Source organism: Paraprevotella xylaniphila YIT 11841, from assembly GCF_900683745.1.
Lineage (GTDB): Bacteria > Bacteroidota > Bacteroidia > Bacteroidales > Bacteroidaceae > Paraprevotella > Paraprevotella xylaniphila.
Map to the genome: position 1 here is coordinate 2,394,175 of NZ_LR215980.1, position 24,475 is coordinate 2,418,649.

At 48.2% G+C, this 24,475-nt stretch carries 20 protein-coding genes and 1 pseudogene; 12 read left to right on the forward strand and 9 right to left on the reverse strand.

Annotated features, from left to right (window positions below):
• Window positions 1-5 precede the first annotated feature (5 nt).
• The 8 genes from E0E47_RS10355 to E0E47_RS10390 all read right to left on the reverse strand — a co-directional run bounded on the left by E0E47_RS10355 (window position 6) and on the right by E0E47_RS10390 (window position 11,112).
• Window positions 6-1,370: a DUF4302 domain-containing protein gene (locus E0E47_RS10355; protein WP_130893602.1), complete on the reverse strand. Its 1,365-nt coding sequence runs from the start codon at window positions 1,368-1,370 to the stop codon at window positions 6-8.
• A 15-nt stretch (window positions 1,371-1,385) separates the two neighbouring features.
• Complete coding sequence (locus E0E47_RS10360) at window positions 1,386-2,240, reverse strand: putative zinc-binding metallopeptidase (protein WP_130893603.1); 855 nt, start codon at window positions 2,238-2,240, stop codon at window positions 1,386-1,388.
• 40 nt (window positions 2,241-2,280) lie between these two features.
• Complete coding sequence (locus E0E47_RS10365; RefSeq protein WP_008626431.1) at window positions 2,281-3,801, reverse strand: RagB/SusD family nutrient uptake outer membrane protein; 1,521 nt, start codon at window positions 3,799-3,801, stop codon at window positions 2,281-2,283.
• Between the two features lie 21 nt (window positions 3,802-3,822).
• A complete protein-coding gene (locus E0E47_RS10370; RefSeq protein WP_130893604.1) occupies window positions 3,823-7,383 on the reverse strand; it encodes a SusC/RagA family TonB-linked outer membrane protein in 3,561 nt (1,186 codons plus the stop codon).
• A 28-nt stretch (window positions 7,384-7,411) separates the two neighbouring features.
• A complete protein-coding gene (locus tag E0E47_RS10375; RefSeq protein WP_130893605.1) occupies window positions 7,412-8,509 on the reverse strand; it encodes a FecR family protein in 1,098 nt (365 codons plus the stop codon).
• A 173-nt stretch (window positions 8,510-8,682) separates the two neighbouring features.
• Complete coding sequence (locus tag E0E47_RS10380) at window positions 8,683-9,297, reverse strand: RNA polymerase sigma-70 factor (RefSeq protein WP_008626438.1); 615 nt, start codon at window positions 9,295-9,297, stop codon at window positions 8,683-8,685.
• A 148-nt stretch (window positions 9,298-9,445) separates the two neighbouring features.
• Entirely contained in the window at window positions 9,446-9,856 is a 411-nt protein-coding gene (locus tag E0E47_RS10385) for a hypothetical protein (protein ID WP_130893606.1), read from the reverse strand.
• A 14-nt stretch (window positions 9,857-9,870) separates the two neighbouring features.
• Window positions 9,871-11,112 (reverse strand): T9SS type A sorting domain-containing protein, encoded by a 1,242-nt coding sequence (locus E0E47_RS10390; RefSeq protein ID WP_232038403.1) that lies wholly within the window; start codon window positions 11,110-11,112, stop codon window positions 9,871-9,873.
• Window positions 11,113-11,290: 178 nt separating this feature from the next.
• Between E0E47_RS10390 and E0E47_RS17625 the strand changes: the two genes are divergently transcribed.
• The 4 genes from E0E47_RS17625 to E0E47_RS10415 all read left to right on the forward strand — a co-directional run bounded on the left by E0E47_RS17625 (window position 11,291) and on the right by E0E47_RS10415 (window position 15,222).
• Window positions 11,291-12,292, forward strand: a complete 1,002-nt coding sequence (locus E0E47_RS17625; RefSeq protein WP_232038404.1) for a glycosyltransferase — start codon at window positions 11,291-11,293, stop codon at window positions 12,290-12,292.
• A gap of 188 nt (window positions 12,293-12,480) precedes the next feature.
• The gene (locus tag E0E47_RS10405; protein WP_130893608.1) at window positions 12,481-13,470 is read left to right on the forward strand and encodes a glycosyltransferase family 8 protein; all 990 of its coding nucleotides are present in this window, start codon (window positions 12,481-12,483) and stop codon (window positions 13,468-13,470) included.
• Window positions 13,467-14,135, forward strand: a complete 669-nt coding sequence (locus E0E47_RS10410) for a CatB-related O-acetyltransferase (RefSeq protein ID WP_008626447.1) — start codon at window positions 13,467-13,469, stop codon at window positions 14,133-14,135. Before E0E47_RS10405 ends, E0E47_RS10410 begins: the two co-directional genes overlap by 4 nt.
• A complete protein-coding gene (locus E0E47_RS10415; RefSeq protein ID WP_130893609.1) occupies window positions 14,119-15,222 on the forward strand; it encodes a glycosyltransferase WbsX family protein in 1,104 nt (367 codons plus the stop codon). Before E0E47_RS10410 ends, E0E47_RS10415 begins: the two co-directional genes overlap by 17 nt.
• Before the next feature lie 475 nt (window positions 15,223-15,697).
• Here E0E47_RS10415 and E0E47_RS10420 read toward each other — a convergent pair.
• Window positions 15,698-15,961 (reverse strand): annotated as a pseudogene (locus E0E47_RS10420) (Rpn family recombination-promoting nuclease/putative transposase); the annotation flags it as partial.
• Window positions 15,962-16,257: 296 nt separating this feature from the next.
• On the opposite strand from E0E47_RS10420, the gene E0E47_RS10425 reads away from it, so the two are divergent.
• From E0E47_RS10425 to E0E47_RS10460, 8 genes are all read left to right on the forward strand, one after another.
• A complete protein-coding gene (locus E0E47_RS10425) occupies window positions 16,258-16,380 on the forward strand; it encodes a DUF4160 domain-containing protein (protein WP_008626456.1) in 123 nt (40 codons plus the stop codon).
• 9 nt (window positions 16,381-16,389) lie between these two features.
• On the forward strand, window positions 16,390-16,623 hold the full coding sequence (locus E0E47_RS10430; RefSeq protein WP_008626457.1) for a DUF2442 domain-containing protein: 234 nt from the start codon (window positions 16,390-16,392) through the stop codon (window positions 16,621-16,623).
• 231 nt (window positions 16,624-16,854) lie between these two features.
• Window positions 16,855-17,931: a glycosyltransferase family 4 protein gene (locus E0E47_RS10435; RefSeq protein ID WP_130893611.1), complete on the forward strand. Its 1,077-nt coding sequence runs from the start codon at window positions 16,855-16,857 to the stop codon at window positions 17,929-17,931.
• A gap of 78 nt (window positions 17,932-18,009) precedes the next feature.
• Window positions 18,010-19,584 carry an ATP-binding protein gene (locus tag E0E47_RS10440; RefSeq protein ID WP_130893612.1) on the forward strand — a complete coding sequence of 525 codons (1,575 nt, stop codon included), beginning with the start codon at window positions 18,010-18,012 and terminating at the stop codon, window positions 19,582-19,584.
• Window positions 19,585-19,587: 3 nt separating this feature from the next.
• On the forward strand, window positions 19,588-20,499 hold the full coding sequence (locus E0E47_RS10445) for a glycosyltransferase (protein WP_130893613.1): 912 nt from the start codon (window positions 19,588-19,590) through the stop codon (window positions 20,497-20,499).
• Window positions 20,500-20,533: 34 nt separating this feature from the next.
• Window positions 20,534-21,796, forward strand: coding sequence for a glycosyltransferase family 4 protein (locus E0E47_RS10450; RefSeq protein WP_130893614.1), 1,263 nt, complete (start codon window positions 20,534-20,536; stop codon window positions 21,794-21,796).
• Between the two features lie 22 nt (window positions 21,797-21,818).
• Window positions 21,819-22,610 (forward strand): glycosyltransferase family 2 protein, encoded by a 792-nt coding sequence (locus E0E47_RS10455; RefSeq protein ID WP_130893615.1) that lies wholly within the window; start codon window positions 21,819-21,821, stop codon window positions 22,608-22,610.
• A gap of 99 nt (window positions 22,611-22,709) precedes the next feature.
• Window positions 22,710-24,473: a glycoside hydrolase family 43 protein gene (locus E0E47_RS10460; protein WP_477623095.1), complete on the forward strand. Its 1,764-nt coding sequence runs from the start codon at window positions 22,710-22,712 to the stop codon at window positions 24,471-24,473.
• Window positions 24,474-24,475: the final 2 nt, after the last annotated feature.

A 24,475-nucleotide genomic window follows, 5' to 3' on the forward strand; every position in this document is an offset into this window, starting at 1 on the left:
ATTGATTATTGCTTGATTAAGGTAGGAATCACCATTGCCGGTGAGGGCAAGCCCTGAGGTTCGAGCACCAACCACATTTTCGCATCCGAAGCCGACACGACATAGAACATCCCATTCCGGGATGCCACCGTCACGCCTTTGGAATCGAACAAAATGCCCTTGATTTTCTTACAATACATGTTCTTGTTCAATGTATTGGCCGGAGCACCGTTGCGGATACCTTCCACGAACTTCACTTCATCAGCATCCTTCACCTCATTCCGTTTCACGGTAAAATTCCCCCACTCGGGCAAACCGTATTGGTTGTTCACCACAAAACTCATGGAATTGAGTACGGCCTGCCCTTGCGTACGACCTACTTCCGTCACATTCTCTTGCGTGTCCACCTGATATTTCAACGTATCCACCGTAGCCTCGGCATTGAAGAAAAACTCCGTACGCTGCCACTCCGGAAAATCTTTCGAGAATTGCAGCAACTGTAAAGTGGCCGCTGCACTCGCCCCTTTCATAAGACAGTAAGGAGCTGCCAACAACTGTTCTACCGTCTGCCCCAGATTGAAGGGGCTGGAAGCCGCTTCTGCCAGTACCACATTACCATCCGACGTGACAAAGGTCTTCCGCGTATTATCCCATTTCATTTCCGAAACAGTCACCCCGGCAGCCACAACCGGCGAAGCAAAACGAAAACCGTCTGCCGTAAAATCCACCGGCACGTTACGGGTTTGCTCGTCTGCCGTCATCACATCCAAGCTACGTTTGTCGTTTCCTAAAAACAAAGTAGCGGCATCCTGTCCCCCCACCTGCAAGGTGTGGAAGAAAGTGATATCCTTCCCTCCGTCGATATCCAAGGCTGTTTCCAAACGGACATGCTGGATTTCTCCTTCGGCCGCCCGCGAAAGCTTGAAGTCATTTCCCGATTTGCGTCCCCGCACGTAAATCGTATCTTCCGTCACCTGGCACACCACGAACTCGAACTCTCCGCCCTTGCCTGTCCCCAACGGGTATTCCGAAGGGTCAGCCAAGTCATGCAGTATGGAATAAGTATCGAATGAAAGCACCGGCCCTTCGGCATTGGCTATTTTATAAGTCGATTCGGAAGTCTCCCCTTCGGCATTTTCCATCGTTACACGTCCGTCCTTAAAACGCATCACGTAATTCACCATCGCACTGTTAGTCGGCGTATAATCGAAACGCCAACCGAACTCCGAACTCTGCAACATATTGTCGCACTCCGTGATGGCCGCTTCGATACGCGATGTCGCATCCCGGTCGAATACGTCATCCACCTCATTCTTACAACTGCCGAGCACACAGGCCGCCCAAACGACCGGCATCATCATGGCCCATCCATGTTTTCTCATTTTCTTCATCGTTCAAGTCCTTATTTAATTACGTACCGCAGCCTTGATTGCGGCCACCACTTCTTTCTGGAAGTCCTTCATATTGACACCCCAGTTATTTTTCATATAAGCCACCACGATGGCCTCTTTCTTACGCAAGGCTTCCACAGCCGCCGCATTCCCCGCATTCTCTATCATATTGTCCCAGTCCTCCGGAGAATTCGTCAACATGATAGACACCATCTCCGCAAAGTCCTCGTCCGCACTCGAAGAAGCATAGGCCGTGATGAACCCTTTGCTCCTCGCCGTCTCGTCGTTCATCTGCATCCATGAAGAAGAATAAGAGGGAGTGATTTTCTCGAACTCTGCATCATATTCTACATTCTGGTGCAAAATATGGGCAAACTCGTGGTGCATCACATGGGCATACGACTGAATCTGCTCCAACTCGAAGTTGAAATCATTCACCGAATATAACACAATCTGCCGTCCGCCTTCGGCCGTACCTTCCGTCGTACTTCCGTCATCGTTATAACTGGCACTCCCCACCAAAAGGAGCTGCTTGGGTATGTAAGAACGTAAAGTCTGTTGTCCGACTTCCGCCGTGTAGGTATCCATCCACACTTTCTCTATCATCTCCAAAAACGGTTCCACCTGGGATTCACGCGGCGGCACCAAATTTTTCCGCATGTCATCGGACGACACGTCGCCTTGGTTCCAACGATACACGACCTCTACATTGTATGGCACCGTATAATGGTCATAAATATACTTGTCCGTCTCGCTCAGCGCATTATAATCGAACTCCGGTACATGTATATTCGACCCACCGAGGTCCTCCTTGTCGCAAGCCGTCAGGAAGGACAGGCACAATGCTGCAAATATGATAATCTTTTTCATCTGTTCGCTTTTTTTTAATTATAGTTACTACCAAAGTTCCTTACCGGGGATTAGGAGCTACCCCGTACGAAATGACTTCTTCCGGAATCTGCACGGCACGGCGAAGGTCACGACGTACCAACACATCGGTTGCCCCTGTCTGATAAGCTTCGTGGGTAATTTCAATGTCGAAACGCTTGATGTCGAACCAACGTCCGCCCTCCATCAACAGTTCCCTGCGACGGAAATCTACCGCACAGTTGACAAAAGCCATCTGCTTCCCACTCATCTGGTTCTCATAATAAGGATGCAACGGGGCAAACTTCTTGTAATAAGTCTCCACCATCGAGGGGGTAACGGGTTGGGCTATCGAATCGTAGTTCTTTATCTTATTCGTCAAAAACAGTTCGATGTCCTCGCAAGCCTCATCGTAACGTCCGGCCATGGCCAAAGCCTCGATGCGGTCGCACACTACCTCGTCGGTCGTGAAAAGGGGTTCCATCACGTAATACACACCACTGTTGGAGTTCACGCCGTCGCTCTTCAAATAGGGTTTCCACTTCATCATGGTCAAAGCCTCGCTAGACACATTATAAGCTTCGGCACGATAAGCCCACACTCCGTTCACCACATTGTCATTTTGCTGGAACAGGGAATTGTTGACGGCCGTAGAATACCCGTAACGATAGAACGACTGATCCACGGCAAACTGAGATACGGTGGATGCCAACAGCAAGTTCGCACTCTCCTGCACCGAAGTATAGTTTTTCTCCCGGTTGGCTGTAGACATCTGGATATACTCGTTCCAATTGCGCAACGTCGGGTTATCTCCCAAAGCCTCGTCTGCCGCTTCGATAGCTTTCTGCCATTCTCCGACATACAGATAGAAACGGCAGGCAAAAGCCTGGGCCGCCTCACGAGTGAAATGGTATTTCGGCGTGTCACCGTATGCCTTATTGGAAATCAGGGGCAAGCCTTCTTCCAAATCCTTGCGGATCCTGTCGTATGTATCTTTCACCGACACACGCTCGTAATGCCCGAACACTTCTTTTTCCGGTTCCGTCACGTAAGCCACTCCCATATCGGTAGCGGCAAACGCAGGATTATAATGTTGCGCAAACACATTCACCAACATAAAATGATTGTAGGCCCGGCATAACAACGCCTCTCCTTTCTGTACGGAACAATCCACGCCTTTGGCCTCCAATTCTGCAATAGCTTCAAGTGCATGGTTGGCCGCCGCAATAGCCTGGTAACTGGCCATCCAGAAATAATTCGGGCTGTCCTGATATGTCATGTCGATGTCCTCCCAATAGAACGCCTGACGATTGGCCCGATTCCATTCGGGTTGCACATAAGGATCAAGCGTATTGCCCCGGTCAGTCACATTGTCCGACATGGACTCGGTGAAAAAGACACAGTTGGCATCGGGATAGGCAGAAACCAACAACTCCGATACAGCCTCGGGCGTGTCGATGACCGTACGGTTGTCGGGCACCTCGTCCAAAAAGTCGTTGCAGGCCGTAGAAAGCAAACCGGCACAAAACGCAGCTACATAGCACGATATATATTTATTTCTCATTTTCTTCTGTCTTGCAAATCATTAAAAACTGGTTCGTATAGATAAAGTCAACTGGCGCGGCAAAGGCATGGAAACCCCTCCGCTCTGGAAAAATTCCGGGTCCTGCCCGTTCAGTTTCTTATCGGCATAGATGAGCCACAAATTGGAAGCCACCAAACGCAACTGCAAACGGTTCATGCCAATGGCTTTCATCCACTCCCCGTTGAAATCATAAGAAAGAGTGAGTTCTTTCAACCTCAGGAAACCACCGTTGGCCACACGGATGTCCGAATAGTTATAGGCATTATAGGCCACGTCCAAATTCTCGATATTCGCATACTGATAGGATGAAGGTATGGCCGGAATATTCGTGTAACGCTCATCGCCCGGCTTCATCCAACGGTTTTTCAAATCCTTCGGCATGGCACTGTAATCACCGTATGAAGCCGAGAAGTCCGGATCCAGGCGCAACTTATTGCCGGCCTGGAAGGTGAAATACAACCCCAACGTCCAAGCCTTATATTTGAACTGGTTGTCGAAGCCCCCGGTCACGGTTGGATCCACCGAACCTTCATATTTCAAATACGTGGGATCCGTACTTTGGAAGTTGATACCCGTAGAGGTCTGTTCGCCTTTCTCGTTGATGAACTGTGGAATCCCTTGCCCGTTCAAACCTTTATACTGCAAAGAGAACAATCCCCGTACGGGATAGCCTTCCAACGGGGCACCTTCGGCCACCATCAAATCGAAAATGCTGGAAGTAGATTCCAGATTGGTAATCTCATTATGATTGTAAGCGAATGTCAGGTTCGAAGTCCACGAGAAATCCTTGCGTTGGATATTCTTTGTATTCAGCGTGAACTCCACACCCCATGATTTCATGTCGGCATAGTTGGCATATTTCCACTTCTGTCCGCCCATGCCGCTAGTACGTATCAAACCGATGAGGTCGAATCCGCGACGGCTGTAGATGTCGGAACTCAAACTGATGCGGTTACGCAACACTCCGAAATCGAACCCGAAGTTGAACTCATATTGTTTCTCCCACGTCAAATCCTTGTTCTGCAAAGACTCGATATAAATCTGCGATTCCTTGTAACCGTCATCGCCACGGTAAGTGGTCGAGTTACGGAACACGGCCAAAGCGTTGTCTGCAGGCCCCATTGTAGCTGTCAATCCGTATGTGGCACGCAAAGAGAGGGTGGAAACCACATCCTGATGTTTCATAAACTCTTCTTCCAACATATTCCACGACCCCGACACGTTCCACGTAGGCAACCAACGGGCATCACGCGAACGTCCCAAGCGGTTGGAACCATCCATACGCCCCGTCAGGTTGAACGTGTAGCGTCCCTTATAAGAAAAGCTTCCGGTGGCAAAGAACGCCACAAAACGGTCATAATATTGCGACAAGCCGTAGTAATTATCTCCCCCCAACAGCAACTGTTGTATGATACGGTAGTCTACGAAAGGCGTACCGCCACGATCCCATTGGAACCCGTAACCGTTGTTGAAACCGGACTGGCGGTCGGCTGATTTCACTTCGGAACCGGCCATGATGTTGAATGGATGTTCATTGGCTATGAGTCGGTTATAATTGCCTGATACCCGGAAATAATAACTTTTCAGGATATTGTTCGTCGTGTTATAAAAACCACCTTTTGGCATCACGACTTCAGGCACGGCATCCGGGTTATCCGGGTCACGATAGAGGAACTTGTTCTTTTCACGGATGGTCGCATCTCCCGCCGCACGGTAAGCCATGGCCAAATTGGAATTCCCCGTAATCTTATGCTCCTGAGTTGACTTCACATAACGGAAAGCACCAATGGCACTCAAGTCCAAGCCCTTGACCGGCTTGTAAGTCAGTTCCATCTGATACTTCATATCGGTCATGTCCAAATCTATATAATTGTTCCTGGCTTCGTTCAGGATGTTGAACGGGGCATAATTCATGATATACGTCTCGTCAGGGCTCATCGTCCGGCTGGTATTCAACGCATAACTGAAAGGATTGATATCAAAGTCGCGCGAATACTCACCGCTCACCGGATCTGCCGTACGGTCCAATGTACCCGGCGCACGCTGGTTGCGCACCGACCCATTTACACTCACGCCAAACGTGAGCCACTTGCTGATGTCGTACGAGGCATTCACGTTGGCCGTGTAACGGCGAACCTTGTCCGACACGCTCCATCCCGGATCATCCAAAAAACTCATCGACACGTAATAACGGCTGCGGTCGGTACCCGAGGAGATGCTCACCGAGTTATTGCTTTGGATGGTGGGCCGGAACAGCTCCTTGAACCAATTGGTATTCCGCATCTCGGCCTTCTGCAAATAAGCCAAGCGAGCCGACTCCGTATTCATCAGTTCTCCCCTGTATATCAGGTCGTTCATCAGATAGAACACCCCGCCGTTCTCCGTACGCGCCATCTTGGAATGGTTGAACCACCCTTTATCTTCCAACTCCATCAGGACAGACATCTGGTCTTTGGAATTCATGATATTATACTGGCGGTAAGAGGGACGGGTACGCACGGTGAACTCACCCGTGTAACTGATACTGGCATGCCCATTCTTTCCTTTCTTGGTATTCACCACAATCACCCCGTTCATGGCACGCGCACCATACAATGCCGTGGCCGAAGCGTCTTTCAATATCTGGAAATTGTCGATGTCATCGGGATTCAACCCAGCCACAGCGGAACTGATCAGCGTGGCGGCATTACCGGAAGAAAGGTCATCGGCGGAAATCTCCACCACATCCTCCAACACGACACCGTCCACAACCCAAAGCGGCGTCTGGTTTCCATAGATGGAAGAAGCACCACGCACACGGATCTTCGGCGCAGCACCGAACGTACCGGACACGGACTGTACGCCCACACCGGCCGCCTTGCCTTGCAACATCTGGCTCACATCGCCCACACCGTCCACTTTCGCTTCTTCACCGGAAATACGACTGGCCGCACCGGTAAACAACTTGCGGTCGATTTTCTGATAACCGGTCACCACGACCTCGTCCAGTTTCTTTTCCTTGTCACTCATCACGACTTTCATCGGTGCATCTGCCACTGCCAATTCCTGCGGAGCCATACCGATGAAAGTAAATTGTAGCGTCTTGCCGTCCGTTGGTACATTCAGTGTGAACTTACCGTCCATGTCTGTAGCACACATGGCATCCGGATGTTCTTTGCAACGCACGGCCACTCCCGGAAGCGGTTCTCCCAGGTCGTCCAACACTACGCCTTCCACCCTTTTCTTCGCCTCCTCACCGTCTTTCTTCGCAGGGTATATATTTATTGTCCTATCCTTCACCTCGTATGACAACGGTTGGCCGGCCAAGATTTTAGCCAACACGTCATTGACACTCCCGTTCGTCACGTTCAGGCTGATTCTTCGCGATAAATCCACATCGCCCACGTTCAGCCACAAGGAATAAGACGTCTGGGTATTCAATTGCTCCAAAGCCTCTTTGACGGTCACGTTATTCAGATTCAGTGTCACAGTGCCCTGCTGCGCCCAAACCGCTCCCGAACTGCAAAACAGGCTTAAAATCAGAAACCTTTCAAGTAGTTTTTTACGTTTTGCGTTAAACATTTCTCTATTTACTATGATTATTAAATGATTATTCTCCGATAAAGACCGTGTCGCCTTTGATCTGATAGGAAACCTGTTCGCCCCTCAACATCACGTCCAATATGGCAAAAATGTCTTTCCGGTTCCGGAAATCGCCATAATATTTTTCCTGCAATATTCCGGGATTCTTCACCACTATATTCACATGAAAAACCCGTTCCAACTCCTGCACAATCTGTTCCATAGACATCTCATCGAAAAACAAGGCTTCCTCACCTCCCGCATGCCCTGTCATTTCTGTTTCCGACGTGTCCTCGGACATGGATTCACCCCTTTGTCCCACACAAGTCCAAGCTACATCCGGTGCCGTTTCCACCACCTTCTTCTCCATCACATCCCTACTGCGGTCCAACACGACCTGTTCGCACGGCTTCAACGTCACGGTATGGGGCACACGTCCCGTCACACTCGACACATCCAGGCTACCGCGTACCAAAGTGACCTTGGCAAAACGTTCCTCCGGATAGGACTTGAAATTAAATACAGTCCCCGTCACCCGGACACGGATATCACCGGAACGAATAATAAAAGGTTTCTGCTTATCCTTAGCCACGTCAAACATTCCTTCTCCTTCCAACTGAAGTTCGCGGTCGGTCTGCCCGAATCCCGGACCCAATGTCAGACAACTTCCGGAGTTCAGCCAAACTTTGGTTCCATCGGCCAATATGATCCGTTCTTTCATCCCCTTCGGCACTTTGATTTCTCGCGCACATCCTTGCACAACTTGTTCCCCCGCCGCTTTACCTTGCTGTTGCCATACAGCCAGTCCGCCTCCCAAAAGGACGACCACCATTGCCGCACAGGCCACAAACTTCCGACTGAAAACCTTGTGAACGAAAGGAACCGGCATATTCTCTCCCTTTATACTTCTCAGGAAACGCCCGTATGCTTTCTTCCTTTCTTTTTCGAATACGGGCATACGCTTCCGAATGCCCATCCACCGATACAAAAGCATGCAGCGCTCGTAATACTTACGGTGCCCTTCATCTGCCGAAACCCATTCACGCAACACGTCTTCCGACTCCGGAGACAGCCCCTCCGACCATTGCTTCTCTATCAATGAATCTATATCGCTATTTGTTTCCACTTTGATGCTTTTTTCTTCTAAGACGAAACAAATAGACAGAATGGGTAGTATAAAAACAGAAATAATTTATTTATGCTTCAAAAAACAGCATAAACCGCCAAACTTTTCACAAGAAAGCCTATAGAAATTATGAATTAAAACCACAAGGCATGTTATCCTGACACGAGCATTTCTCAATTCAAAGAATGGAGCATCTTTGAAAGTAACATAAAAGACAATATTTGTAGCAAAATGTAAGACCCCAACTTATCCTGCAACTCCGCATGCGCCCTCTTCAGATGATATTTCACGGTATTCACCGAAATATGTAACATATCGGCTGCTTCCTGGTAAGTCTTATTCTCCATGCGCACCAGTATAAAAACCCGCCTACGTTCCTCCGGCATCTCATCAATCGCCCGGTCCAGCAACTCCGCCAATTCATCCGAAATCAATTGCTCGAACAAGTCCTTTTCGTCTGCCATTGCCCCTCCGAACATCCCGTCCAAGGAATCATAGTAACCTAAAAAGCCCGAGACCTGACGATGTGTCCTGAGATGGTCGATACATTTGTTGCGCACGGCACGTAAAAGATAAGCACGCAAGGAAGTCGTAATCACCACTTCGCGTTTCTTTTCCCAAAGGTTCAACAAAACATCCTCCGTCAAAGTCTGACATACGGCAGAATCATTCACATAATCCATGGCCACACTGCACATCAAAGCATAATAATCCTTAAAGACTCTCTCAAAAGCCTTTAAATCACCCTCTTTAATGTACTTGATTAACTCATTATCCCCTGCGTCCATGAACAGCTTAATTAAATAAGTCAAATACAAAGATAAAACAAATGATTTTATTTCCCTTATATCTAATTCACAAAAAATACGGGATATTCCGCTAAAAACGCAAAATACCCCGTCTATTTCATCCGGTTTCCCGATTTGCCAAACATGGTTATAATGGAGCGATTTCCAGCACGCCTCCTTTCTCGCATTCAACGCCGGCTTCCAATGTGGTGGTGCCGGAGGCTTTCATCGTCACGTTTGCCCCGGACTTCACCACGACCTTTCCCTGCGGCTGCGCCGTCGTCACCTTCTCCCCGGCCACGATATTTTCCCCCGTAACGGTATGCGTGGAAGTAAACGTCTGGTTTTGTACATAAACCACCCCGTCGTCTTGCACACGAGCCACGTAGGGCTTATAATCATGCTTGTCCACCGAAACAGAGCTGCTCTGCGGGACTTTTTCCAAAGCAGCCGCCGACACGTTTTCCACGGACGAGAAACAAGTGCCGTCCTCGGTAGCAGCCATAATGGTACAAGCCGTCCCCCATAACAAAAAGAACAGGTTCATCCAACGTTTCATAAGTGCCTCCTTCCTTATTGGGTAATGATCATACGCTTGGTGTCGATCACCTTGCCGTCGGCCACCAAGGCATAAAGGTACATCCCCGGGGCGAGGCTTCCGGCTTCAAGCGTCACGGAAGACTTGCCACGGCTCTGCAACGTCTTCTGGTCTACCTGCGTGCCGTTCAAATCATAAATGTATAGGAATGCAGACTTCACGCTTTCCGGCAACGTATAGCGCACCACTGTCGTTTGCGTGAACGGGTTCGGGTCGTTTTGCTCCAATGCCGGGACATCCAATGCGTTGCCGCCGATGCCCGTTTCATTTCCGTTCCGGGCGCGCACATTATAGGTCTGCGCCCCCTGCAACGATACCACTTGTGCACGGAGTTCATTGACGGACTGCACCAAAAGTGGGATCATCTCCGTGTAGTTGATACAAAGGTCTCCTTCCTGACTTTCATAGACCAAGTCCGGATAGACTTCCTTCAGCACTTCGGCATCCAAGCCGTAATGTGTTTTCTCCAATGCCTGCACGTCTGTCACGGAACGGGGAGCTGCTGCCACGGTATCTCCCGATGCCGCAAAAGCCTGCGCCGCCTGCGGTTCGGACAGGTTATACTGCACGGCGGTCAACCGCGAAAGTTTCTCGCCCACCGACATGCTGTTCTCCCCGTCACTTTCAGCCGACAGGGGCATCACTGCCGAACGCCCCATCAAGGCAGACCGGGAAGCCGAAGGGGTCAGCACCGTACCATAAAAATTCCCGGTAGTACGGACATCGCCTTGGAAGTAACCGGCATAACGTCCAGGAACTTTGACATCCATAGAATTCAAAGCCCCTACTACCGCAGCACCGTTTTGTGTACTAAGCAAATTACCGTATATGCTGTAATTATAGCCAGATGTGGAATAACCTGCCGCACCATATATCCCAAAAGCACGACCTTTATTCAATACGGCATAATCCGCAGTCCGCACCAAACCACTTATACCAATTGCCATTCGAGAGTCTGTCAATTCATTAGCAACATCAACAGCATACGTCCAAGCCCCACTCGTTGTCGCAGAACCATTCCGATCTACTCGCAACGGGACATTATTAGATTTCACAAACAAAGACTGGGTTGCGTCTCCCGCCCCACCTATTGCCAAAGCCGCATTAGGTGTATCTGTAGTTTTAATACTTACATTCCCATTGGAATGCACTTTTAACTGTGCGGACATATTGGTAAAAGCAAAAACAACACTTACCAAGGTAATTAACTTTCTCATAAGCACACTTTTTAAAATTAACATGCCATAAATATAGGAAAGAAAATATTAGCATCCAAATATTAGGATATATTTTTTATTAAATGGATATAAAAAAACACGTTCATTAAATAAAAGGCATTCAAAATCACTATGAAAACAAAATATTTCATACTTTTGCCACAAACAAACAAGCCTTATGGAGAAAAAAACAGTATCTGTCGTAATGTGCACCTACAACGGAGAACGGTTTCTACGTGAACAAATGGATTCCATACTCGCGCAAACTTATCCTATCCACGAAATTATCATCAGTGACGACTGTTCCACAGACGGCACGATGGATATACTACGAGAATATGCTGCAAAACACACTTTTATCAAAATACACCAAAATGCACGAAATAAAGGATGCAACCAAAACTTTCATGACACATTCAAATTCGTATCCAAAGAAACAGACTATATAGCAATTTCCGACCAAGACGATATTTGGTTTCCAGAGAAAGTAGAAAAATTAGTACAATCAATAGAAAAGAAAAAAGGATACGACCTGTGCTTCTCTGACATTATATCTTCCCCAACCTGCTCTCATCAGCAAACCAAAGACTACCTCCCATTGCCTTTCACCGCAGAGTCTTTGTTTTTTAGAGACAATATACCGGGGCACGCCATGCTTATAAAAAGGACTTTTATCGAAAACCTGAAGCCCTGGGACGGTATGACATTCTATTATGATTGGTGGCTAGCCATGAACGCAGCCCTAACCGATAGCATCATAAAATGCGAAGAACCACTATCGTGGCATAGAGTACACCCAGCATCTGTGATAACTACCGTAGGAAAAAAGTTGTCCAAGTATAAGCCACATTCCCCTATAGCTCCTTATGTATATGGAACATACAACTTCTTCAAACTTAGAAATACAGAAAGTTTTAAATGTTTCTATAACAACATTCATGAACAAACATCTTCAACACGCCACCCCGTCTTACACAAGATAACCGAACTGTTCTATAGCCGTAACCCATTGAATCTTTTACAGCTTTGTTTCACTTGCATGAAACATCGCAAACAAATATATCCTCTTCCCCATAAGGATAAAGGATTGATTTTCATGATTCGTGGTTTTTTCTCCCCATTCATCTGCACTTATTATAATATACAATTCTACAATACGGTGACTGAACAAGATTTATAGTTTGACTAAAAGCGGAAACAAGAGTTTAAACTAAATTTCGTAAAAGCACATACCATCTAAAAAAGATGCCTTAAAGACTTGGGTGGACAAAAAAGTTTCCATATTTTTGCAAAAAAATGAATAATAACAAAAGGATAAAACAGAAATTGAGACAAAGCATTATCCGTTTTTCCTAAGAGCCCCACAATATGGACAATATGCAAAAAATACCTGTATTCTTTACTTTTGACGCTAATTACTTGCTAGCAGCAAAGGTTGCCATCCACTCCATGATGAAACATGCCTCACCGCAATATTGGTATGAATTATATGTATTCCATACGACCTTGTCCACCAAAGCCCAACAATCTTTACAGAACAGTCTAAAAGAATTTGCATATGCCGAATTACATTTCATTAATGTCACACAATACGATGAAAAAATTAAAAATTTCGGCACTAAAGCACATTACTCCAAAGAAATTTTCTATAAACTTATTGCAACTGATGTCCTTCCCCAATATGACAGAATTATATGTTCGGACGTGGACGTAGTTTTTACTGGTGATTTCTCTCCTGTGTTTTTTATGTTCCCAAATGAAAAGTTTTATTATGCCGGCGTAGGACCAATAGAAAATAGCCGTATGCCTTACTACCGGCAAGACTTCAGTACGGCTGAAATGGAAATACTTGAACATGAAATTGCTGCAGGATTCTTACTTATCAACCTCAAAGAATTGCGCAACGACCATAAACAAGAAGAAATTATCAATTTTTATGTCAACAACTATCCACGACTACGTTTACCGGAACAAGACTGCATTATTTTAACCTGTTGGCCCCACATCAAATATTTACCGATAGGTTATAGCCTGCCTATTTCTTTCTATCGGTTAAACATGAACCAAAGAGATTTTTACCAAGGCAATACCGAATTTGCAGGAGACAAAGTCATTGCACTCGCTAAGTTTAATGAAGGATTGGCACATCCCGTACAAATTCATTATGCAGGTTTCGACAAACCATGGAATTGTTTCCGGCTCATCCGACGGAAAGATTGGATAAAAGCTATGAAAGCCACCCCGGGAGGAATGGCATTATACCTCATATCGTTACCTCAGAATTTATTGATGCGAACTAAGCGATATAGCCTGAAACGATTCTTACGAAAAACTTATAAAAGAATAACCAACAGATGAATTTCTCCTCAAAAATCCCCATATTACGAAGTTTTGTCCGAGCTTATGCACTTACTAAATTCAAAAAAGAATGGCGCAAACGCAACAAGCAAAACCAAACCGTACCAATGAATATCTTTCCAATGGAATGTGTCGAAGTAGGCAACGGCACATACGGAGAGTTACATATCTTGAGCTATTTTCCCCCAATAGAAAAATTAACAATAGGGAACTATGTAGCATTAGCCTCAAACGTACATTTCATCTTAAGCGGCAATCATCAGACTGAAACGTTATTTACTTATCCCATACGCTCAACCCTTGAAGGCAAACACTGCCAAACAGACAGCCGTAGCAAAGGTCCTATCATAGTTGAAGATGAAGTTTGGATTGGTTACGGAGCTACAATATTATCCGGCGTTACGATTGGCAAAGGAAGCATCATAGCAGCCGGAGCAGTTGTGACACACGATATTCCTCCTTATGCAATTGTTGGAGGCAACCCGGCTCGGCTCATCCGTTACCGAGTAGCTGAAGAAATAATTCCAATTATCAAAAATGTCTGTTTAAATAAATTGTCTTCAACGCAAATAACCACGCTTATAGATGAGTTGTACCGTCCGCTAAAGACAAAAGAAGACGCATTACATATCATAAAATTAATTCAACATGGAACCCAACAATAATCCAAAAGTAAGGGTCATCGCCTTTTATTTACCGCAGTTCCATCCCACCCCGGAAAACGACAGATGGTGGGGCAAGGGATTTACGGAATGGACCAACGTGGGCAAAGCAAAACCTTTATTCAAAGGACATTACCAACCACGTGTACCAGCTGATTTAGGCTATTATGACCTTCGTTTGCCGGAAACGCGGCAAGCCCAGGCCGACATGGCACGCGAATATGGTATAGAAGGTTTCTGTTATTGGCATTATTGGTTTGGAAATGGCAAGCAACTACTACAAAGGCCATTCAACGAAGTGCTAAACAGTGGGAAACCGGATTTCCCCTTTTGTCTGGCATGGGCAAACCATAGTTGGGAAGACAAACAGTTCAACAAAGACGGAGGACATAAAATGTTAATGGAACAACTCTATCCCGGGGATGAAGACTACATTGCACATTTCAATGCCGTGCTACCCGCTTTCCAAGACCCAAGATACATTCGCATACACGGAAATCCCATATTTGTAGTCTACTCTCCTAAAGAAATCCCCAATCCTCCCCACTTTATCGAACTGTGGCAAAAGCTTGCCTCCCAACACGGTTTCCGCATTCACTTTGTAGGACATACTTATAAAATAGAAGATTTGGTTCTTTTTCGCCAATGGGGATTTGATGCCAATGTTTTAATAAGGCTATTCGATGTATTCAAAAAGGATTTTTCTTTGTGGGAGCGCATAAATGCCAAGTTTCAACGTATTGCATTAAAAAGAGGACGGCATATTGAGTATAGCCGTGCTTCACAATACTTTCAAGGTCCTGAGGAACAAGCCAATGACTGTTATCCCACTCTCATTCCCAATTGGGATCACTCTCCCCGCTCAGGCAGAGCCGGACACATTCTCATCCGCTCTACCCCCGAGAAATTTAAAAAACATGCCCAGGCATCTTTCAACAACATATCACATAAAGCTATGGAAGACCGCATTGTTTTCCTCAAATCCTGGAATGAATGGGCTGAAGGCAATTATATGGAGCCCGACTTAAAATTTGGCAAAGGATATCTCAAAGCACTAAAAGAAGCTATTCAAGATGTATTTTATCATTAAAAACAAAGAACCCCCTCTATAAAAACATGAATAATCAAAAGCATAAACCATATTAAGCCATACATGGCCCAACGAAAACCCCAAAACGCCATGCCAATCACAGCCGAACGGTTTTCGTTTCGGCTGTAAACTATTTGTCACCTTGCGGCAAACGAAAAAAGAACAAAAGTCAGCCGGATTACGCCCTCCTATACACCACATTCAAGAAGTTTTTGCAAAAAAGGGTTCGCATCCTTCATACTTTCTGTATATCAGCGTAATATGGTGAAACCTCTCCTGTAACATCCTTCACCAAGGCTTCACCTCCCTTTCACACAGAAGAGGCTTGTGCACAACAAAACAACCTGTAGAACAATTTATTAAGGTGAAACCTGTTGATTTTGTGCAAAAAAAATGGGCATAACCTATTTTAAACGGCTTACCCATCAACCGGACAAACACATTCACGTCATGAAAACGGAACAAGCTCATCCTGTCATAGTTTGGCAATCTCTTCTAATGACAAGCCCGTACAAAGGCTTATTGTCCCTGCCGGAACAGATGAAGCCTTCATCTTCCGGGCTATGTCCAACCGTTCTTCTGCACGTCCTTTCTGTTCTGCGAAATCCAACGTGGCCAACTGGTCACGGTACACCTTGATGCTTTCGTCGTACTTCATTCGCTCTTCTTTCGACAAAGACGCGATGTCCACTATCTGCTCCAACTTCTCGAACACAGACTTACGAGCCTTGAAAGTCATGTTTTAACTTTCACAAAAATAAAGAAATATCCAATACTCCAAGCATAAAAGCGGAAGACGAACACATAATTTATGTTAAGACTACATTGCCCAAGAAAAACTCCATAACCTATTTTGAAACAGCAAACTCATCAGCTCCTCCACGCCATGGAAACAAAAAGAGTCCATCCTATTAGTCCACGTAATATAGGAGAGCATACGTATAGGGAAAAATGTAAAAATAAATATGGACTATCATATTTTTTGGGGGAGTAATTGCCTATTTCTCGGATATTTATGTTATTTTTGTAAACTAAATGCCGGGCAGGGCACTGAAGATGATTCTTGAATGGTTGGAACAGCACAAAGAAGAACTGATGGACAACTGGGAGAAAGCGCAAAAAGGCGACCCTTTGAAAAAAATAGAACCTTTAAAATAGGATACGGATATGTTTACAGAAGTAGTGAAAGCCGAATATGTGGACGGCTACCGCATTCGGCTATGGTTCAACAACCAAGTGACAAAAGTGGTGGACTTGCGCACCTCGTTAAAAGGCAAGGTGTTCGAGCCTCTGAAGGACTTGAACTTCTTCAAGCGGTTCACCGTAAAGTATAACACCATAGAATGGGAGAATGGGGCGGATTTCGCTCCCGAATACCTGCTTTCCTTACCGGAAGCATAAAACTCCCCAATGATAGTCTCCATTATTTTCTGCCTGCCATTCGCAAACAACCGCAAGAGGCTGGCAGATTCTCTTCCTAATCCGTCAAGACTGTTGTTCGCCACACGCAAAGCACAAAGAATGTTAATGCCGACAAGCCGAAACTTGCCGTAACAAATGATTTTTATATTACCGTTTATGGCAAAAGCCATACGTAGAATCAAACGCACATAAAAAAGGGAATTTCGGAACATGAAAATCTATTATTACCACACACGTCCCATAGAGGAAGCATTGGGGGAATGGGAAAAGCATCTGCACCCCGGACATATCCTGTACGGACTAACCCATTTTAACAAATATGGCATCACGCCGATACTCCACCCTTTCCGCCGTTTTTCATCCCGCCTCAAATTATCATTCTACAATTTCTTCGAGATTATACGATGCAAGGAAACGTATGATTTGTTATATGGAACCTCTTTTTATGGTTTAGAGCTTATCATATTTTGCCGCGCCTTGGGATTGTTCCGCAAGCCCATCGCCATTTGGCATCACCAAGCCGTAGTCCGCAACCCCAACCCAATAAAGGACATGATTTCGCGCTTCTATTACAAAGGCATCGACCAAATATTCTTTTTCAGCCAAATCTTGATAAACGATTCACTGCAATCGGGCAAGGTCACCGCCGACCGCCTGCACCTGATACATTGGGGAGCCGACATTGATTTCTATGACTACCTGCGCCAACATCTTCCTGCCACAGGCAACGGGAAGCAGGAAAGGGCATTCATCACCACTGGCAAAGAGCATCGTGACTTCGCCACATTACTCAAGGCATTTGCCGGGACAGGACTTCCCGTCGAAATCTTCACCACTCCGGATCCGGAATACCAAGCCCTGCTGAAAGCATACGAGGCATATTCCAATATACGGGTACATTTCACGGTAGGCATCCTCCCCCACATGCTGGCCACGGAAGTTTGCCGTTCAAGATTCGTTGTAATTTGTTGCCAGGACTTTCCTTACACCGTCGGGCTGACCACTCTGGTCGAGGCTTTCGCGTTAGGGCTCCCCGTAATCTGCACCCGTAATCCCAAATTTGAAATGGACATAGAGAAAGAAAGGGCGGGAATCTACGTGGACTACAATGATGTGGAAGGATGGAAACAAGCCATTGCATACCTATATACCCACCCGGAAGAAGCCCGACAGATGGGACGTAACGGCCGTAATTTGGCTGAACGGGAATTTAATTTAGAACACTATACTTATGAATTATCCGTAATATTAAAAGATATGGCAAGAACGAAGGCGCACGACCGGTAAAAATCCGGCCTCCGCACGGCATGAAATCGAAAATAAAGCCTTATCTTTGCTTTCAGACTAACAGAAGGAGGAAAAGTCATGGAACAACAACGCAGGTTTTACCCCATCGGGATACAAACGTTTTCCGAACTAAGGAACAAACCATACGTATACATCGACAAGACGGAACACGTGTACCGCATCACGCATTCCGACTCCAAATACGTATTCCTCAGCCGTCCGCGCCGTTTCGGCAAGTCATTGCTCACCAGTACCCTGCAGGCCTATTTCGAAGGCAGGAAAGAACTGTTCAAAGGACTGGCCATCGAAAAGCGGGAAACGGAGTGGACGGAATATCCCGTACTGCACTTCGACATGAGCATGGGCAAGCATTTGGACAAGGAGGGACTGGAACGCTACCTGTTGTGGCAACTGAAGACATTGGAAAGGAATTTCGGCATCGAATCTGACATCCCCGATACGAACACACGTCTTACAGACCTTATCCGCCGGACCTGCGAACAGACGGGCCGCCAAGTGGTGGTGCTCATCGACGAATACGACGCTCCCCTGCTCGACGTGGTGCATGAGGAAGAAGACCTGCCCATACTGCGCAACGTCATGCGGAACTTCTACAGTCCGCTAAAGGCCTGCGACCCCTACCTGCGGTTCGTCTTCCTCACCGGCATCACCAAATTCTCCCAACTGAGCATCTTTAGCGAGCTTAACAATATTAAAAATATCAGCATGCTGCCGGAATACGCCACCGTATGCGGCATCAGCGAGGAAGAAATACGGACGCAAATGGCAGCCGACCTCGAAATGCAGGCCGGAAAACTCGGCACTACCCCCGAAGAGGCCATGCGGCAACTCAAAGAGAATTACGACGGGTATCACTTCACATGGCCCTCGCCCGACATCTACAACCCTTACAGCTTGCTCAACGCTTTTGCCGACGGAAGGTTAGGGGCTTACTGGTTCGGGAGCGGCACGCCCACCTACCTCATCGAAATGCTCAACAAGTTCAACGTGCCCCCTTCCAAAATCGGGGGCACCGAAGCCATGGCATCCGATTTCGACGCACCCACCGAAAGAATGACAAGCATCGTCCCGCTCCTCTACCAAAGCGGGTACATCACCATCAAAGACTATGACGCAAACTTCGACGCTTACACCCTCGACATTCCCAATAAGGAAGTCCGGATCGGACTGATGAGAAGCCTCATCCCTTATTACATCACCCCCGACAGCCTGTCCACCAATTCCATGGTGATTCACATGGCCAGGGCAATGGCACGCGACGACATGGACGGCATGCTGCAACTTCTCCAAACGTTCCTCTCCACCATACCCTACTGCGAACGGACTGACACCGAGGGGCATTACCAACAAGTGCTCTACATCATCTTCAGCCTCCTCGGTTACTATGCGGATGTGGAAGTGCGCACTCCCAAAGGCAGGGTGGATGTCGTGTTACGCACCCCAACCACGCTCTACCTCATCGAGGCCAAACTCAACCGGACGGCAAAAGCAGCCATGCAGCAAATCAACCTCAAGAACTATCCCGAACGCTTCGCCTTATGCGGGCTGCCCGTGGTCAAGGTCGGCATCAACTTCGACCTCGAACGGAAGACATTGGGCGACTGGGCTATCGAAACGCAGCAAATCCAATAAGACATGGACACAGCACCGATATTATTATTCGTCTACAACCGCCCCGCGCATACCCGTCAAGCCTTAGAGGCATTGTCGCGCAACACGCTGTCTGCGGACAGCGACCTGTTCATCTACTCCGATGCCGCGCGTTCGGAGGCCGACCGCGCAGCCGTGGAAGAAGTGAGGCACATCGTAAGGGAAGCCAAAGGCTTCCGGCAAGTGCACGTCACGGAACGGGAACAGAACTGGGGGCTGGCAAGGAACATCATAGACGGTGTCACCACAATGGTCAACCGGTACGGGCGGGTCATCGTATTGGAAGATGACTTGGTCGTGGCTCCGCATTTCCTCCAATTCATGAACGACGCACTGGACGTTTACGCCGATGTCCCCCAAGTAGGACACATCCAGGCCTGCGACTTTACCAATGACCCGAGTTTGCCTGACACGTTCCTTATCAAATGGACCGGAAGTTGGGGGTGGGCCACTTGGAAACGCGCCTGGCAGTTCTTTAATCCCGACGGGAAAGCCTTATTGGAAGAACTCGAACGGAAGAAACTGACCTACACATTCGACTTTGACGGGAAATACGGATACACCCGCATGCTCCGCCGACAAACCGAAGGAAAGAATAACTCTTGGGCCATCAGATGGAATGCCTCTTTATTCCTCAATGGCATCCTGTCGCTCAATGTGGGAAAATCACTTGTACAAAACACCGGGTTCGACGGTAGCGGGACGAATTGCGGTGGCGGAAACCTATACCAGTCCGGACTTTACATGGAGCCATTGCCGGTGGTAAAGATAGAACCGATAGAGGAATGCGCCGAGGCAAGGAAAGCCTACTCGCGTTATTATGCCAAGACCAATTCATTTACGGCCAAAGCCATAAGACGGCTCAAACGGACATTAAAGGGGGATTTCGGCGCATAAGGCCATGCCTCCAGAAGAAACGAATGAAAAGCGTATGAGAGTACTCATTATCAACACATCCGAAAACATAGGAGGGGCGGCCATCGCAGCCAACCGCCTCATGGAAGCCCTGAAAAACAACGGGGTAAAAGCCAAAATGCTAGTGCGCGACAAACGGACGGACCAGATTACGGTGGCCAGCCTGCCCCAGTCCCCCCTGCTGAAAGCCAAATTCGTATGGGAACGCGTCTGTATCTGGAAAGCCAACCGGTTCAAGAAGCACAACCTGTTCCAAGTGGACTTGGCCAACACCGGTACGGACATCACCGCATTGCCGGAATTCAAGGAAGCCGATGTCATCCACCTGCATTGGATCAACCAAGGCTTCCTTTCCCTGAAAGACATACGCCGCATCATAGACAGCGGCAAACCGATCGTGTGGACGATGCACGACCAATGGCCGTTTACCGGCATCTGCCACTACAGCGGAGAGTGCACGAAATACCAAACCGAGTGCCACCACTGCCCCCTGCTTCTGCACGGAGGCGGCACGCATGACCTGTCGGCCAAGGTGTTCCGGCGAAAACAGCAAATGTTGCGCGGAGCACATATCATTTTCGTGGCTTGCAGCCGATGGTTGGAAGGCCTGGCACGCCAAAGTGCGCTTCTGGTCGGGCAGGAGGTGATCTCTATCCCCAATACCATCAACGCTAACATTTTCCACCCGGCCGAACAGGTCAAGGTGCGCCTACAATGCAACCTGCCCATCGACAAGAAGCTGCTGCTTTTCGGTTCGCTAAAGGCCACCGACCCGCGCAAAGGCATAGATTATCTGATGGAAGCCTGCCGCATATTGAAAGAAAAGCATCCCGATTTGGCCACACGCATCGGTATCGTGGTAGTCGGCAACCGTGCCGACCAAATTCGTGCGCTTTTCCCATTCCCGGTCTATGCCATCGACTACGTAAGCGACGAAAAACAAATGGCACGCCTATATAATGCGGTGGACGCATACGTCACGCCTTCGTTGGAGGACAACCTGCCCAATACCATCGTGGAGGCCCTGTCCTGCGGGGTTCCTTGCGTAGGATTCAACGTCGGAGGCATACCGGAAATGATAGACCACCGTAAAAACGGTTATCTGGCCGAAGCACGGAACGCCGAAGACCTGGCCGAAGGCATACATTTCACACTGGAAACCGCCCCGTGGGAGGAACTGTCCGCCCACGCCGTACACTCGGCCTTGGCCCACTACGGCGAAACCAACGTGGCTTCCAAATATATAGCCGTTTACAAACGCGCATCCGAGAAAAGATAAAACCCACCCCACACAAAAAAACATGAACAAAACCCCTTTCCCCACCGTAACCATTGCCACTGTCACCTATAATGCGGAAAAGACGCTGCCATGCACTTTGGAAAGCGTGGCCGCCCAGACTTACCCCCACATCGAGCACCTGATTATCGACGGATGTTCCAAAGACCAGACCATGGCACTGATCCACCGATACGTGGATGCCAATACGGGTAAGACGTGCCCGCATGACATCCGGGTGATCCGCGAACCGGACAAGGGACTTTACGACGCGATGAACAAGGCCCTGGAACATGCCACCGGCGACTATATCGTCTTCCTGAACGCCGGTGACCGGCTGCACGCCCCCGACACCTTACAACAGGTTTTCGGCCATATAGACATGAACGCTTCCCGCCCCGCCATCCTCTACGGCGAAACGGATTGGGTAGACGGGCAAGGACGCTTCATCCGCCACCGCCGCCTGCAAGCACCGAAACAACTGACCTGGAAAAAGTTCCGACACGGCATGTTGGTTTGCCACCAATCGTTTTATGTACGAACGGATTTGGCCCGGCAGGAACTTTACGACCTGAGCTTTCGCTTTTCTGCCGACTACGACTGGTGCATACGTTTGTTGAAACGGGCGGAACGTCTCAAACAACCGATATATAACACAAGGCTTATCCTTACCGATTACTTAAGTGAAGGATTGACCACACAGCACCATCAGGAATCACTGCGGGAACGTTTCCGCATCATGGCCTCACACTTCGGTTGGACGACTACCCTCATCCAACACGGTTGGTTCGTTATCCGGGCCGCCCTGAAAAGATAAGGATAGATGCCAACCTTACATTTTATGACGTATTTGTAATAGTACGCCCCGGCTCTTGATTGTATTTTTGTGTATTCATTCATAAATTATCATCAACGCATGAAAAATACAATCGCATTTTCTTTATTGTGCTGCAACTTGGCTTTCATGCCGCTCACAGCACAGCAAATGACAGCGTTTGAGAAAGTAGGACAAGGGGAAGAATCCGTACAGGAGTTTTTCCCGGGAGAACACCGGGCTCGCCCTGTCATGGGAGCTTACACGGACAGCGAACGCATGGGACTGTTCTCAGGAGGGCAGGATTTGGGCGGCTCCTCGGGATGGTACACGGACACACGTTGGGGCGACTTGGGAGACGGGACGTTTGCCAATCCCGTATTGAACGGTGACTACTCAGACCCTGATGTCATCCGCGTGGGACACAAATACTACATGACGTGCTCGGAGTTCCACTTCATGGGCATGAACATATTGGAGTCCGACGACATGGTGAACTGGAAAATCATAGGACGAATCTTCGACCGGATGGATTTGGACGGCTACTCGGGCATGGACAAATACGGCAATGGCAGTTGGGCACCGGCCTTGCGCTACCACGACGGCAAATTCTGGATGTACGTATGCACGCCGAACGAAGGACTGTTCATGAGCACAGCCACCAATCCGGCAGGGCCATGGACTCCGCTCTACCAAGTGAAGAAAGTGTCAGGATGGGAAGACCCGTGCCCGTTGTGGGACGAGGACGGGCAAGCCTACATCGGACGGAGCCAGTTGGGCGGAGGCCCCATCATCATCCATAAGATGAGCGCAGACGGCAAGACATTGCTCGATGAGGGACGGAAAGTGTACGAGGGTCCTGTGGCAGAAGGCACGAAACTGTTCAAAAAAGACGGATATTACTATATCAGCATCCCGGAAGGCGGTGTCAGCACAGGATGGCAGACCGTGATGCGCTCCAAAAACATCTACGGCCCTTACGAACAGAAGCGCGTACTGGAAATGGGTTCGACCAAAGTGAACGGCCCGCATCAGGGTGCCTTGGTCGACACGCCCGAGGGGGAATGGTGGTTCTACCACTTCCAGTCCACCGAGCCGCAGGGACGCGTGGTACACCTCCAACCCGTCGTCTGGAAGGACGGATTCCCTGAAATGGGTACGGACTACGACAAGAACGGCATCGGCGAACCCATGAAAATCTGCCGCAAGCCCTCCACCAGCGTGGAAACAAAAGCCTATGCCCCACAATCCAGCGACGACTTCGAAGCTACGGAGTTGGGATTGCAATGGCAGTTCAACCATAACCCGCACGACGGATACTGGTCGCTGACGGAAAAGCCGGGTTGGCTGGCTATCAAATCGCAAAAGGCGGAGAAACTGCGCACGGCCTTCAACCAGTTTACGCAAAAGACCATGGGATACAAAGGCGTGGTCACCGTAAAAATAGACTTCGCGCAACTGACGCCCGGCGGACGGGCCGGCATAGAATGCATCGGCAACAAATTCGTGGGCGGCGGTGTCATCATGGAAGACAAGGACGGAACGGCCACTCCCCGGCTTTACATGGAAAAGGACGGGACGGCCCAAACCACCTCTTTCAACATATCCTCGGTCATGGACAAGGGCATCTATATCCGTCTGGAAATCGACGCGGTGAACAACAAGCATAAATTCTATTACAGCGTGAACAACGAAACCTTCATTGAGTTCGGCGACACGTTCGAATCCGGTTCCGGCGACTGGAAAGGCAGCCGCATCGGCCTGTACAGCTACAACACGCAGGAGACTTCCGGCACGGCTTATTTCGACGAGTTCACCTATTTGTTCGACGGTCCCGGCGGACTTGCGTCCACCCTTTCAAAATAAAA

Coding starts and splice junctions, on each gene's coding strand:
- E0E47_RS10445 (WP_130893613.1), top strand. CDS start 19,588: ATGGACACAGCACCGATATTATTATTCGTCTACAACCGCCCCGCGCAT.
- E0E47_RS10415 (WP_130893609.1), top strand. CDS start 14,119: ATGGAACCCAACAATAATCCAAAAGTAAGGGTCATCGCCTTTTATTTA.
- E0E47_RS10405 (WP_130893608.1), top strand. CDS start 12,481: ATGGACAATATGCAAAAAATACCTGTATTCTTTACTTTTGACGCTAAT.
- E0E47_RS10440 (WP_130893612.1), top strand. CDS start 18,010: ATGGAACAACAACGCAGGTTTTACCCCATCGGGATACAAACGTTTTCC.
- E0E47_RS10460 (WP_477623095.1), top strand. CDS start 22,710: ATGAAAAATACAATCGCATTTTCTTTATTGTGCTGCAACTTGGCTTTC.
- E0E47_RS10385 (WP_130893606.1), bottom strand. CDS start 9,856: ATGAAACGTTGGATGAACCTGTTCTTTTTGTTATGGGGGACGGCTTGT.
- E0E47_RS10450 (WP_130893614.1), top strand. CDS start 20,534: ATGAGAGTACTCATTATCAACACATCCGAAAACATAGGAGGGGCGGCC.
- E0E47_RS10425 (WP_008626456.1), top strand. CDS start 16,258: ATGCCGGGCAGGGCACTGAAGATGATTCTTGAATGGTTGGAACAGCAC.
- E0E47_RS10390 (WP_232038403.1), bottom strand. CDS start 11,112: ATGAGAAAGTTAATTACCTTGGTAAGTGTTGTTTTTGCTTTTACCAAT.
- E0E47_RS10360 (WP_130893603.1), bottom strand. CDS start 2,240: ATGAAAAAGATTATCATATTTGCAGCATTGTGCCTGTCCTTCCTGACG.
- E0E47_RS17625 (WP_232038404.1), top strand. CDS start 11,291: ATGGAGAAAAAAACAGTATCTGTCGTAATGTGCACCTACAACGGAGAA.
- E0E47_RS10355 (WP_130893602.1), bottom strand. CDS start 1,370: ATGAAGAAAATGAGAAAACATGGATGGGCCATGATGATGCCGGTCGTT.
- E0E47_RS10410 (WP_008626447.1), top strand. CDS start 13,467: ATGAATTTCTCCTCAAAAATCCCCATATTACGAAGTTTTGTCCGAGCT.
- E0E47_RS10455 (WP_130893615.1), top strand. CDS start 21,819: ATGAACAAAACCCCTTTCCCCACCGTAACCATTGCCACTGTCACCTAT.
- E0E47_RS10430 (WP_008626457.1), top strand. CDS start 16,390: ATGTTTACAGAAGTAGTGAAAGCCGAATATGTGGACGGCTACCGCATT.
- E0E47_RS10435 (WP_130893611.1), top strand. CDS start 16,855: ATGAAAATCTATTATTACCACACACGTCCCATAGAGGAAGCATTGGGG.
- E0E47_RS10370 (WP_130893604.1), bottom strand. CDS start 7,383: ATGTTTAACGCAAAACGTAAAAAACTACTTGAAAGGTTTCTGATTTTA.
- E0E47_RS10365 (WP_008626431.1), bottom strand. CDS start 3,801: ATGAGAAATAAATATATATCGTGCTATGTAGCTGCGTTTTGTGCCGGT.
- E0E47_RS10380 (WP_008626438.1), bottom strand. CDS start 9,297: ATGGACGCAGGGGATAATGAGTTAATCAAGTACATTAAAGAGGGTGAT.